Origin of the sequence: Rahnella sp. RFA10(1/100), assembly GCF_004195115.1 — a bacterium.
In the GTDB taxonomy this organism is placed as follows: domain Bacteria; phylum Pseudomonadota; class Gammaproteobacteria; order Enterobacterales; family Enterobacteriaceae; genus Rahnella; species Rahnella perminowiae.
This window is the reverse complement of sequence record NZ_SEWR01000010.1, coordinates 45,724-58,028: the sequence shown is the minus strand read 5'-3', so window position 1 is coordinate 58,028 and position 12,305 is coordinate 45,724. Positions and strand designations below refer to the sequence as shown.

The 12,305-nt window shown below is 53.4% G+C and carries 13 protein-coding genes; 9 read left to right on the top strand and 4 right to left on the bottom strand.

Annotation, left to right across the window (positions count from 1 at the left end; translation table 11 throughout):
• Window positions 1–109: 109 nt before the first annotated feature.
• The 3 genes from ETV65_RS21990 to rsmD all read right to left on the bottom strand — a co-directional run bounded on the left by ETV65_RS21990 (window position 110) and on the right by rsmD (window position 1,838).
• The gene (locus tag ETV65_RS21990) at window positions 110–736 is read right to left on the bottom strand and encodes a lysoplasmalogenase (RefSeq protein WP_129955188.1); all 627 of its coding nucleotides are present in this window, start codon (window positions 734–736) and stop codon (window positions 110–112) included.
• A gap of 210 nt (window positions 737–946) precedes the next feature.
• Window positions 947–1,225, bottom strand: a complete 279-nt coding sequence (locus ETV65_RS21985; RefSeq protein WP_129955187.1) for a DUF1145 family protein — start codon at window positions 1,223–1,225, stop codon at window positions 947–949.
• Between the two features lies 1 nt (window position 1,226).
• On the bottom strand, window positions 1,227–1,838 hold the full coding sequence (rsmD, locus tag ETV65_RS21980) for a 16S rRNA (guanine(966)-N(2))-methyltransferase (protein WP_129955186.1): 612 nt from the start codon (window positions 1,836–1,838) through the stop codon (window positions 1,227–1,229).
• Between the two features lie 226 nt (window positions 1,839–2,064).
• On the opposite strand from rsmD, the gene ftsY reads away from it, so the two are divergent.
• The 4 genes from ftsY (at window position 2,065) to rpoH (ending at window position 6,351) form a co-directional block, all read left to right on the top strand.
• Window positions 2,065–3,528, top strand: coding sequence for a signal recognition particle-docking protein FtsY (gene ftsY, locus ETV65_RS21975; protein ID WP_129955185.1), 1,464 nt, complete (start codon window positions 2,065–2,067; stop codon window positions 3,526–3,528).
• Between the two features lie 5 nt (window positions 3,529–3,533).
• The gene (gene ftsE, locus ETV65_RS21970; RefSeq protein ID WP_013577472.1) at window positions 3,534–4,196 is read left to right on the top strand and encodes a cell division ATP-binding protein FtsE; all 663 of its coding nucleotides are present in this window, start codon (window positions 3,534–3,536) and stop codon (window positions 4,194–4,196) included.
• The gene (ftsX, locus tag ETV65_RS21965; protein ID WP_129955184.1) at window positions 4,196–5,176 is read left to right on the top strand and encodes a permease-like cell division protein FtsX; all 981 of its coding nucleotides are present in this window, start codon (window positions 4,196–4,198) and stop codon (window positions 5,174–5,176) included. Before ftsE ends, ftsX begins: the two co-directional genes overlap by 1 nt.
• Window positions 5,177–5,493: 317 nt before the next feature.
• Entirely contained in the window at window positions 5,494–6,351 is an 858-nt protein-coding gene (gene rpoH, locus ETV65_RS21960; RefSeq protein WP_015699086.1) for an RNA polymerase sigma factor RpoH, read from the top strand.
• A gap of 79 nt (window positions 6,352–6,430) precedes the next feature.
• Here rpoH and panM read toward each other — a convergent pair whose 3' ends face one another.
• Window positions 6,431–6,811 carry an aspartate 1-decarboxylase autocleavage activator PanM gene (gene panM, locus ETV65_RS21955; protein ID WP_129955183.1) on the bottom strand — a complete coding sequence of 127 codons (381 nt, stop codon included), beginning with the start codon at window positions 6,809–6,811 and terminating at the stop codon, window positions 6,431–6,433.
• A gap of 403 nt (window positions 6,812–7,214) precedes the next feature.
• On the opposite strand from panM, the gene ETV65_RS21950 reads away from it, so the two are divergent.
• From ETV65_RS21950 to livF, 5 genes are all read left to right on the top strand, one after another.
• The gene (locus ETV65_RS21950; protein ID WP_129955182.1) at window positions 7,215–8,327 is read left to right on the top strand and encodes a branched-chain amino acid ABC transporter substrate-binding protein; all 1,113 of its coding nucleotides are present in this window, start codon (window positions 7,215–7,217) and stop codon (window positions 8,325–8,327) included.
• 232 nt (window positions 8,328–8,559) lie between these two features.
• Window positions 8,560–9,486: a high-affinity branched-chain amino acid ABC transporter permease LivH gene (livH, locus tag ETV65_RS21945; protein ID WP_013577467.1), complete on the top strand. Its 927-nt coding sequence runs from the start codon at window positions 8,560–8,562 to the stop codon at window positions 9,484–9,486.
• Window positions 9,483–10,772: a high-affinity branched-chain amino acid ABC transporter permease LivM gene (locus ETV65_RS21940; RefSeq protein ID WP_129955181.1), complete on the top strand. Its 1,290-nt coding sequence runs from the start codon at window positions 9,483–9,485 to the stop codon at window positions 10,770–10,772. The genes livH and ETV65_RS21940 overlap by 4 nt, the downstream gene beginning before the upstream one ends.
• Complete coding sequence (livG, locus tag ETV65_RS21935) at window positions 10,769–11,539, top strand: high-affinity branched-chain amino acid ABC transporter ATP-binding protein LivG (protein WP_013577465.1); 771 nt, start codon at window positions 10,769–10,771, stop codon at window positions 11,537–11,539. The genes ETV65_RS21940 and livG overlap by 4 nt, the downstream gene beginning before the upstream one ends.
• A 27-nt stretch (window positions 11,540–11,566) precedes the next feature.
• Window positions 11,567–12,268, top strand: a complete 702-nt coding sequence (gene livF / locus ETV65_RS21930; RefSeq protein WP_015699082.1) for a high-affinity branched-chain amino acid ABC transporter ATP-binding protein LivF — start codon at window positions 11,567–11,569, stop codon at window positions 12,266–12,268.
• Window positions 12,269–12,305 lie beyond the last annotated feature (37 nt).

The window sequence follows — 12,305 nt, the reverse complement described above, 5'->3', positions numbered from 1 at the left end:
CTCCGGTTCGGAACCGAGTGGAATGACTCCCAGTGTAAACCCTGGAGTCAGCTCTAAGGTCAACAAGTATTTTATCAGCGGAACCAGAACGGTTCCGCGGCGGGATATTTTACAGGTATAGCGACCGGACGATCAGGAAGTGCCCGCCAAAATAACAGGCGGCAACCAGCGCGTCAGCGGCGCGGAAGGTAAAGCGGTAACGGCTGACCAGCCAGAGAATATTTCCCAGTAGTAACAGCGCCGCGCCGCAGAATAACGAAAACGCCATGTCGGTGCCGCGTGCGAAATACTGTTCGCCCGCCAGCCAGACCATCAGCAGGGTCATGGCGATGTAAGTGGTCACTGGCCATCGCAGTTCAGCCAGCCGCGTCCAGATCACGGCAAGAAGTATTGCACCGAGGATCAGCAACGTCAGCGGTAGCGGCCAGAAGAAAGTGATGGTCATCTGGCTGGCAAAACTCAGCGTATACAGCAGATGCGACAGGAAGAACGCACCGATGGCATACATAAAGCGTTCTTCAGGCAACAGTAACAGGCCGTCAGCCACCAGCGTCGCCGCCAGACCCAGCAGGATCAGATAGCTGTAAACGTTGAGTGTCGGTGCCTGCCAGGCAAGCAAAAGGAGCAATAACAGGGTGACGGGTTTAAAGACCCAGCGCTGCCAGCGCGGGCCGCGATAGCTGGCATCAACGAATAACCAGCCGGAGAAAAATACAGCGAGGAATGGCCAACTCATTGTTTATCCTTTTATATTTCAGCACAGAACATAAAAACCGATGTCAGGGTCTGCCTTCAGAAAAACACATCCTGTTTTCCCGGACTTGCTTTCAGTGTAGGAGAGAGAGCATGGCGGCGACAATCAGAAATCCCCGTAACGGCAGGTCTGATGCATGTGGGTTCAGGATGAGAGGAATTTACGGCGCAGGGCGCGCCGTAAAAGCGGGGATTACTTTTTAGCTGGCAGCGGCGGCTGTTTTTTCTGCCACGCCATCAGTTCGAAGACGCCGAACAGGAAGATGCGGGTTTGCAGCCACGGGCCGATGGTGTCTTTTTCCTTGCCCTGCGTGGCTTTAAGCAGCATTACCTGCAAACCATGCATGAAGAACATGAACACAATCGCCACGTCCAGAAAGTATTTGATCGGCTTCGGGAACGGGTGGATCAGGTTAAACGCCAGAAACACCCAAATACATAACATCAACAACCGACCAATATTGATCAACATCTTACTGCTCCTGTTCTGGTGAGCCGGTTTCAGGCGTCACATCGCGATGGTAGAGGCGATAAGCAACTTGTCCGGCGACTTTCTCACGGTGTAACCGCCAGCTGGCAGGCACATCCAGAGTGTCATGTTCGGCTTCTGTTTCGACATAAATCCAGGCTTCGTCAGCCAGCCACTGGTTGTGCTCCAGCAGGTTCAGGGTGTCTTGCAGAATGCCTTTGCGGAAAGGCGGATCGAGGAAAACCACGTCAAAAGCATTTCCGGCTTTTGCCAGCCAGTTCAATGTATTGACGTTAAATACTTTCGCATCACCGGCGTTTAGCAGCGCCAGGTTTTTCTCTAACTGTTGTGCAACCGGGCGTTCAAACTCCAGCAGTGTTGCGCTGGCTGCATAGCGGGACAAGGCCTCCAGACCGAGTGCGCCACTGCCTGCAAAGCAGTCCAGACAATGCGCACCCTGCAAAACCGGCGCCAGCCAGTTGAACAGCGTTTCACGTACGCGATCGGTGGTCGGTCGCAACCCCGGGCTGTGGGGAACCGGAAGTTTGCGTCCGCGCCATTGTCCGCCAATAATTCGGATCTGGCCTGCGGCGGGCGTGTTGGTTTTTTTTGCCATAGTTCGCTTGTGTCATCCAAAGCCGTCAGGCTTCGTTACTTATCGTTTGGAGGGCTATTCTACCGGTGTGCGGGCAATGGGCAAATGTTTAACATTGTCGATTGAAAAACCAGCGGAATTCAATACGCGGGCGTGTTGCCTGCAGGGGAAAGTGATAGACTGCCTGACCATAACCCTATTAATAATCCGTTCGCCAGTCATTAACGGCGAGGAGTGACGTTGTAAAATGGCAAAAGATAAAAAACGCGGTTTCTTCTCCTGGTTCGGTCGTGGCCGTCAGGAAGAAGAGCAGCAGAAGGAAGAAACACGCGACGCACAGTCCGTTGTCGAAGAACAACCGGCGTCCGTGCCTGAGCATGAAGAGTCAGCCGTTGCTGAAGAACCGGGTGTTCCGGTTGAACGTGAGCCAGTTGTTGAACCAGAACCGGAAGTCGGACCCGCGCCGGAAATCGAACCGGAACCTGAAATTGAGCCTGAGCCGCTGACAGAGCCGGAAGCTGAACCGGAACCGGTTCGCGAACAGGCCTCGGCTGAACTGGCACAAGAAATTGTTCACATCACCGAACAGGTTGCCGCGCAGCCTGAGGTTGTTGAAGAAAAAGTCATTGAAGATGAGTTTGTTGAATCGGCAGAAGAGATTGCGGAAGACCAGCGTCAGGATACCCTTGATTCTGTTGACGATAACACGGCGGTAGACGAACCGCTGCCTGTGGCGCTGGATCCTATCGTCGTCCTGCCTGCCGGTGAAACTGAACAGGAACGCCCGACTAAAGAAGGTTTCTTCGCCCGTCTTAAACGCAGCCTGGTCAAAACGAAGCAGAATCTGGGCTCCGGTTTTGTCAGCCTGTTCCGTGGTAAGAAAATCGATGACGATCTGTTTGAGGAGCTGGAAGAACAGCTGCTGATTGCCGACGTTGGCGTCGAAACTACCCGTAAAATCATCACTTCACTGACTGAGCATGCCTCGCGTAAGCAACTGAAAGACGCCGATGCGCTGTACGGCAAGCTGAAGGAAGAAATGTCCGAAATACTGGCAAAAGTTGACGAGCCACTGGATGTCAGCGGCAAAACCCCGTATGTCATTCTGATGGTGGGTGTGAACGGTGTCGGTAAAACCACCACCATCGGTAAAATGGCGCGCCAGTTTGAAGCACAGGGTAAATCTGTGATGCTGGCGGCAGGCGATACCTTCCGTGCGGCGGCCGTTGAGCAGTTGCAAGTCTGGGGTCAGCGTAACAAGATCCCGGTGATTGCGCAGCATACCGGTGCCGATTCCGCCTCCGTCATTTTCGATGCCATTCAGGCGGCGAAAGCCCGCAATATCGACGTACTGATCGCCGATACCGCAGGCCGTTTGCAAAACAAAGCGCACCTGATGGAAGAACTGAAGAAAATCGTCCGGGTGATGAAGAAACTCGACGAAGATGCACCGCATGAAGTTATGCTGACGCTCGACGCCAGCACCGGCCAGAACGCGGTCAGTCAGGCCAAATTATTCAACGAAGCCGTCGGACTGACCGGAATAACGCTGACTAAACTGGATGGCACCGCAAAAGGCGGCGTGATCTTTGCCATCGCTGATCAGTTCAGCATTCCGATCCGCTACATTGGTGTCGGTGAAGGTATCGAAGATTTAAGGCCTTTTAAGGCAGACGATTTTATTGAGGCACTTTTTGCCCGAGAGGATTAATACGGATGATTCGCTTTGAACAGGTCAGTAAAGCTTATCTGGGCGGACGACAGGCGCTTCAGGGCGTCAACTTTCACATCCAGCAAGCGGAAATGGCATTTCTGACCGGACACTCTGGCGCGGGTAAAAGTACCCTGCTGAAGCTGATTTGCGGTATTGAGCGACCGAGTGCCGGACATATTTTGTTTGGCGGTCATGACATCAGCCGCCTGAAATCCAGTGAAGTGCCGTTTCTGCGTCGCCAGATCGGCATGATTTTTCAGGATCACCATTTGCTGATGGACCGTACGGTCTATGACAATGTGGCGATGCCGCTGATCATCTCCGGGGCCAGCAGTGAAGATATTCGTCGCCGCGTGTCGGCCGCACTGGATAAAGTCGGATTACTGGATAAAGCGAAGAACCTGCCGATCCAGCTTTCCGGTGGTGAACAACAGCGTGTGGGTATTGCCCGCGCAGTGGTGAACAAACCTGCAGTGCTGCTGGCGGATGAGCCGACCGGTAACCTTGACGGTGAACTATCAGAAGGTATTTTGCGCTTATTCGAAGAATTTAACCGTGTTGGTGTCACCGTGCTGATGGCGACGCATGATGTGGGTCTGATTGCCCGTCGTAATTACCGCACGCTGACGCTGAGTCAGGGGCGGATGTCGGGAGGGGTGTACTAATGGCAAACAGTCCGAACCCGGCGAAAACCGCAAAAAGCGCCCGTGCTGCGAAAAGCAAAGCATTACAGGGAGGCTGGCGCGAGCAGTGGCGCTATGCGTGGATGAATGCGCTGGCTGACATGTTGCGTCAGCCGCTGGCAACGCTGCTTACGGTGATGGTGATCGCTATTTCCCTGACGCTGCCGAGTGTCTGTTATCTGGTATGGAAGAACGTCAGTACGGCCGCAGAGCAGTGGTATCCGACGCCACAACTGACGGTGTATCTTGACAAAGCACTGGATGATGATGCCGCAGAAAACGTGGTGAAAACCCTGAAAACGGAAGCAGGGGTGGATAAAGTTAACTATCTGTCCCGCGAAGAAGCGATGGGTGAATTTCGCAACTGGTCAGGCTTTGGCGGCGCTATGGATATGCTGGAGCAAAACCCGTTGCCGGCCGTGGCTATCATCACGCCTAAAATGAATTTCCAGGACGCCGCAACACTCAACACCTTGCGCGACCGCGTGGCGGCTGTGCATGGCGTGGATGAAGTGCGTATGGATGACAGCTGGTTTGCCCGGCTCGCGGCGCTGACCGGTCTGGTCGGACAGATTGCGGCGATGATCGGCATCCTGATGGTGATTGCGGTCTTCCTCGTCATTGGTAACAGTGTGCGACTGAGTATCTTCAGCCGGCGCGACACCATCAACGTCATGAAGCTTATCGGTGCGACCGATGGCTTCATTTTGCGACCGTTCCTCAACGGTGGTGCGATGCTTGGTTTCACCGGCGCGTTGTTGTCACTGATCCTCTCGGAAGTCCTGGTACTGCGTCTTGAGAGCGTGGTGACGCAGGTTGCGCAAGTCTTCGGCACGACCTTTGACCTGCACGGTCTGGGCTGGGATGAAAGCCTGCTGCTGCTGATCGTTTCCGCGATGATTGGCTGGATTGCCGCCTGGCTGGCGACGGTTCAACATTTACGGCGATTTACACCACAGTAGTCAGAATTTGCTATAATGTCCCCCTGCTGCTCAGTCATTGTGTATCAGGGGGAAGCGGTTTCAGGCCAGTCAGCCACATCATTTTCCTGCTTCCCCTGCAATGGCACAAATTCACTATCCAATAGTCAGTCTGTCACTTACAGTCTTTAGACTGTTGAATCTGTCCGTGAACTTTATGTAAAATTCGTGGTCGTAGAGCAGCGAATATGAAGGGCTCGGCGTTGCTTTGTTGTCGCCTTTAAGGCCAGCAATGTCGCGGTATCATCCCGCAGCAACGTGGTATAAAACCTGCATTACGTCATACATGAGAGGCTTTAATGACCAAAGAAATGCGCACTTTAGCATTAGTACCCCAAGGTAGCCTGGAAGCCTATGTTCGGGCCGCCAATGCCTATCCTATGCTCACCGCAGAGGAAGAGCGGGCGCTGGCTGAACGGCTGCATTACAACGGTGATCTGGAAGCAGCGAAAGAGCTGATCCTGTCTCACCTGCGCTTTGTTGCTCACATTGCCCGCAACTATTCAGGCTACGGTTTGCCACAGGCAGACCTTATCCAGGAAGGTAACATTGGCCTGATGAAAGCGGTACGTCGCTTTAATCCGGAAGTCGGTGTGCGTCTGGTATCCTTTGCCGTGCATTGGATCAAAGCGGAAATTCACGAATATGTGCTGCGTAACTGGCGCATCGTGAAGGTCGCAACCACTAAAGCGCAGCGTAAGCTCTTCTTCAACCTGCGTAAAAACAAACAACGTCTGGGCTGGTTCAGTCACGACGAAGTCGAGCACGTCGCCCGCGAACTGGGTGTGACCAGTAAAGATGTGCTGGAGATGGAATCACGCATGGCCGCACAGGACATGACGTTTGACCCGACGCCGGATGATGAACCACGTGACGGCGCAGCGATGGCACCGATGCTCTATCTGCAAGATAAGAGTTCTGACTTTGCAGAAACCATCGAAGAAGATAACTGGGATCAGGACGCGACCGACAAACTTTCCTATGCGATGGAAGGTCTTGACGAACGCAGCCAGGATATCATCCGTGCACGTTGGTTAGACGACGATAACAAATCGACGCTGCAGGAACTGGCCGACAAATACGGTGTTTCCGCAGAACGTGTTCGTCAGCTTGAAAAGAACGCGATGAAGAAATTACGTATGGCGATCGAAGCCTGATCAACGTAGCGCAAAACGAAAAAAGCGACCTCCGGGTCGCTTTTTTTATGCCTCAAATTCAGCGATAACGCACCGTGCTTCAGGGTTTTTTCCAGACGTCTTCTTCCCGCACAAAACCACATGCCTGCATAAAGGCAGCGGTAACGGCGTCATTATCAGCCTTCATCGTCCAGCTCCTCACCTGTGGCAATTGCGCCTGTAAGTCCTCCATCAGATACAACCCGACACCACGACGGCGGGTGACGTCCCGTACCAACAGATCGTGAAGTTCACCCTGATTGCCGTTGAGCGTGATTTTGACTGCGCCCAGAATGCGTTCATTAAACACGGCCGCGAACAGCGCACGGTTATTTTGCAGGCTGGCTTGCCAGTCACTTTCAGTTTGCGCCGGCCAGATTTTGGCCAGATCGATCAGGTCCTGCGCGCTGAGTGACGTCAGTTTTTGGATAGTTAATTTCATGATGCGGAAGGTCAGGAAATGGGAACGCCAGTGTAGCGGATCCTTCTAAAAATCGGGCGTAACTTTTTTTGTACAGTAACAGCGTGAAAACTTTTTTAGAGATCCGAGTATAAGCGATAAATGTTGGCTTTAATCAATAATGCCAGCGTTAACGACTGATTGTCTGAAACGGAACCGATTTTCCATCCAAATAAAATTCTGTTTACACCTCATATTTCTGATTGTGCCATTTGATTTGCAGAAGAAAATTCCTGTTTAATGTTATGAATTATAAAGTCTTATTCGAAAATAAGACGAAATAAGCCGGTAACTCGTTATTACTTATACTAAATTTCCTAAGTGATGATGTTTTGAACAGGCAACAAAGAGCAAACCACAACACACACATGAACGGGGTAATCGGATGAAAGTAACAAAGGGTAAGATCTGGCTGGCAGGGTGTATCGCATTAGCAATGAGTCAGGCGGCGTTCGCAAAAGACATCAAAGTTGCCATCGTGGGTGCTATGTCAGGTCCGGTTGCCCAGTACGGTGACATGGAATTTACGGGGGCAAAACAGGCGATCGCTGACATCAACGCCAAAGGCGGAGTGAAGGGCGATAAACTGGTTGGCGTGGAATATGACGATGCCTGTGACCCTAAACAAGCTGTTGCCGTGGCCAACAAAGTGATTAACGACGGTATCCGTTATGTTATCGGCCACCTGTGTTCTTCTTCCACTCAGCCTGCCTCGGACATCTATGAAGATGAGGGCGTGCTGATGATCACTCCGGCGGCGACCAACGCTGACCTGACCACCCGTGGTTATAAAATGGTGATGCGCACCACCGGTCTGGATTCCGATCAGGGTCCGACCGCAGCGAAATATATCCTCGATACCATCAAACCAAAACGCATCGCTGTTGTGCATGATAAACAGCAATACGGAGAAGGTCTGGCCCGTTCCGTACAGGACGCGCTGAAAAAAGGTGGCGGTAACGTTGTTCTTTTTGAAGGCGTAACCGCAGGCGACAAAGATTTCTCCACACTGGTGGCGCGTCTGAAAAAAGAAAACGTCGATTTCGTTTATTTCGGCGGTTATTACCCGGAAATGGGTCAGATCCTGCGTCAGTCAAAACAAGCCGGTCTGGCAGCGAAATTTATGGGCCCGGAAGGCGTGGGCAACTCTTCATTGTCTAACATCGCGGGTGATGCCTCTGAAGGCATGCTGGTGACATTGCCAAAACGCTATGATCAGGTTCCGGCCAACCAGCCAATCGTTGATGCGCTGAAAGCCAAGAAACTGGATCCAACCGGTCCGTTCGTCTGGACGACTTACGCCGCATTGCAGGCGCTGACGACCGGTATGGAACGTAGTGGCAGCATGGAACCGGCTGATATCGCCAAAAATCTGAAATCAGCGTCAGTGGATACCGTGATGGGCCCGCTGAGCTGGGATGATAAAGGTGACCTGAAAGGATTCGAATTCGGTATCTTCGAGTGGCATAAGGACGGCACGTCTACCCCAATCAAATAAATGCCCGGCATCCTTCGCGCCGCCTCTGCGTTGGCCGCCTTCATTCACCCCGGTCACTTACCTGTGTAAGCTCCCGGGGATTCATTCAGTTGCCGCCTTGATGCAACACGAATGATTTTGGGCATTATGTTTCAGAACAGCGCATTACTCTGCCCGGCGTCTATTGTTATAAGAGGCGCCGGGTTGCAGTCTCAGCACAAGTTATCAAACCCTTGATTAATAAGGATAGGGTATGTCAGAGCAGTTCCTCTATTTCATTCAGCAGATGTTCAACGGTGTCACGTTGGGCAGCACTTATGCGCTGATTGCCATTGGTTACACCATGGTTTACGGCATTATCGGCATGATTAACTTCGCCCACGGCGAGGTGTATATGATCGGCAGTTATGTCTCCTTTATCGTTATCGCTGCCCTGATGATGATGGGTATCGATGCCAGCTGGTTGCTGATCGGTGCCGGTTTCATCGCGGCGATTGTAATTTCCAGTGCGTATGGCTGGAGTATTGAACGCGTGGCATATAAGCCGGTGCGTAACTCCAAGCGTCTGATTGCACTGATTTCTGCCATCGGGATGTCTATTTTTCTGCAAAACTACGTCAGCCTCACCCAGGGCTCACGCGATCTTGCCTTACCGAGTCTGGTTACCGGCCAGTGGAAACTGGGAGAGACCAACGGCTTTGCGGCGACCATCAGCACCATGCAGCTGATTATCTGGGTCGTCACGTTTGTTGCGATGCTGGCGTTGACGTTGTTCATCCGTTATTCACGCATGGGCCGCGCCTGCCGTGCCTGCGCAGAAGATCTCAAAATGGCCAGCCTGCTGGGCATCAGCACGGACCGCGTAATTTCGCTGACCTTCGTCATTGGTGCATTAATGGCGGCCGTGGCGGGCGTTCTGCTCGGTCAGTTTTACGGTGTCATTAATCCGTATATTGGCTTTATGGCCGGGATGAAAGCCTTCACCGCAGCGGTGCTGGGAGGGATCGGCAGTATTCCGGGCGCGATGATCGGCGGCCTGATTTTAGGCGTGGCCGAAGCGCTGACCTCGGCGTATCTGAGCACTGAATACAAAGACGTGGTCTCCTTCGCACTGCTGATCGTGGTGTTGCTGGTGCTGCCGACCGGTATTCTTGGTCGCCCGGAGGTTGAGAAAGTATGAAGCGCCTGAATCTGTTAAATGCGCTGGTCTCGGCATTCGTCCTGCTGGTGCTGGCGGCGTTCATTATGGGATTGCAGCTGAGTCTCGACGGCACAAAACTGGTGGTCAACGGGGCCGGTGAAGTGCGCTGGACGTGGATTGCCATCGGTTGTGTGATCGTCTTCGTGTTCCAGTTGTTCCGCCCGATGGTCAGTAGCAGCCTGAAAAAAGTCTCGGGTCCGGGCTGGGTTTTGCCAAGCTTTGATGGCTCAACGCCAAAACAAAAACTGCTGGCGCTGGTGCTGATTATCGCCGCTATCGCCTGGCCGTTTATCGTCTCGCGCGGCACCGTGGATATCGCCACGCTGACCCTGATCTACATTATGCTGGGCCTCGGTCTCAATGTTGTGGTCGGGCTGTCCGGTCTGCTGGTGCTGGGCTACGGCGGCTTTTACGCCATTGGTGCTTACACGTACGCATTGCTCAACCATTATTATGGCATCGGTTTCTGGGAAGCCTTACCGCTGGCCGGTCTGGTGTCTGCGGCATTCGGTTTCCTGCTCGGATTCCCGGTTTTGCGGCTGCGCGGTGACTATCTGGCGATCGTCACGTTGGGTTTCGGCGAAATTGTCCGTATCCTGCTGCTCAATAATACCGAACTGACCGGCGGGCCGAACGGCATCAGCCAGATCCCTAAACCGACGCTGTTCGGGCTGGAATTCAGCCGTACGCCGCGCGACGGCGGCTGGGATACCTTCAGTAACTTCTTTCATGTCACGTATGACCCGAGTGATCGCATCATCTTCCTGTACATGGTGGCGCTGCTGCTGGTGATCGCAACCTTGTTCATCATCAACCGTTTGCTGCGTATGCCGCTGGGTCGTGCATGGGAAGCACTGCGTGAAGATGAAATTGCCTGCCGCTCACTGGGCCTGAACCCGACCCGCATCAAACTGACCGCATTCACCATCAGCGCTGCGTTTGCCGGTTTTGCCGGTACGCTGTTTGCGGCACGTCAGGGCTTTGTCAGCCCGGAATCCTTCACTTTTGCGGAATCTGCGTTCGTGCTGGCTATCGTGGTGCTCGGCGGGATGGGCTCGCAGTTTGCGGTTATCCTGGCGGCGATTCTGCTGGTGGTATCCCGTGAGCTGATGCGTGATCTCAATGAATACAGCATGTTACTGCTCGGTGCGTTGATGGTGCTGATGATGATCTGGCGTCCGCAGGGCTTGCTGCCGATGAAGCGACCGCAACTGAAACTGAAACTGTCTAAGCAACAAATCGCGGATCAGGGGGAAAAGGCATGAGTACGCAACCTCTGTTAGCGGTTGAAGGGCTGATGATGCGTTTTGGCGGCCTGCTGGCGGTCAACAACGTGGCGCTGAACCTTAATCAGGGTGAAATTGTTTCCCTGATCGGCCCCAACGGTGCCGGTAAAACCACGGTATTTAACTGCCTGACCGGTTTCTATAAACCAAGCGGCGGCACCATTAAGTTACGTGATCAACATCTTGAAGGATTGCCGGGGCAGAAAATTGCCCGCATGGGCGTGGTGCGAACTTTCCAGCACGTACGCCTGTTCCGTGAAATGACCGTGATCGAAAACCTGCTGGTCGCCCAGCATCAGCACCTGAAAAGCGGTGTACTGGCTGGCCTGTTCAAAACGCCGGGTTTTCGCCGTGCTGAAGCCGATGCACTGGATCGTGCTGCTGACTGGCTGGAGCGCGTCGGATTGCTCGAACTGGCAAACCGCCAGGCGGGTAATCTGGCTTACGGCCAGCAACGCCGGCTGGAAATTGTCCGCTGCATGGTAACGCGTCCGGAAATCCTGATGCTCGACGAACCGGCTGCCGGCCTGAACCCGCGTGAAACTGAAGAGCTGAACCAGCTGATTGCTGAACTGCGTAACCAGCACAACGTGTCGGTGCTGCTGATTGAGCACGACATGAAACTGGTCATGGGCATTTCTGACCGCATCTACGTGGTGAATCAGGGAACGCCGCTGGCGCAAGGCACACCGGCTGAAATTCGTAATAATCCTGACGTGATCCGCGCCTATTTAGGCGAAGGTTAATGGGCGAAGTCTAAGGGACAGAACAAGATGTTGTCATTTAATCAGGTATCCGCCCATTACGGCAAAATTCAGGCGCTGCATGAAGTCAGCCTGAACATTAATAAAGGGGAAATCGTCACGCTGATCGGCGCAAACGGTGCCGGTAAAACCACGCTGCTCGGCAGTTTATGTGGCGAACCGCGTGCGACGAACGGCTCGATTATTTTCGAAGGGAAAGACATCACGCAGTGGCAGACCGCCAAAATCATGCGCGGCGATATCGCGATTGTGCCGGAAGGTCGCCGCGTATTCTCCCGTATGACGGTGGAAGAAAACCTGGCGATGGGCGGTTTCTTTGCCACACGCGATCAGTATCAGGAGCGGCTGGAGCGTGTGTTTACGTTGTTCCCGCGCCTGAAAGAGCGTCGTGTGCAGCGTTCAGGCACCATGTCCGGCGGTGAGCAACAGATGCTGGCGATTGGCCGTGCGCTGATGAGTCAGCCACGCTTGCTGTTGCTCGATGAACCGTCGCTGGGGCTGGCACCTATCATCATCCAGCAGATTTTCGACACTATCCAGCAGTTGCGCGAAGAAGGCATGACCATCTTCCTGGTTGAGCAAAACGCCAATCAGGCGCTGAAACTGGCCGATCGCGGCTATGTGCTGGAAAACGGTCATGTGGTGCTGGAAGACACCGGTGCGGCATTGCTGGCGAACGAAGCAGTGCGTGCGGCTTATCTCGGTGCATAAACTGGCTTCGGATTTTAAAAAACTGTGTTAAATCTGA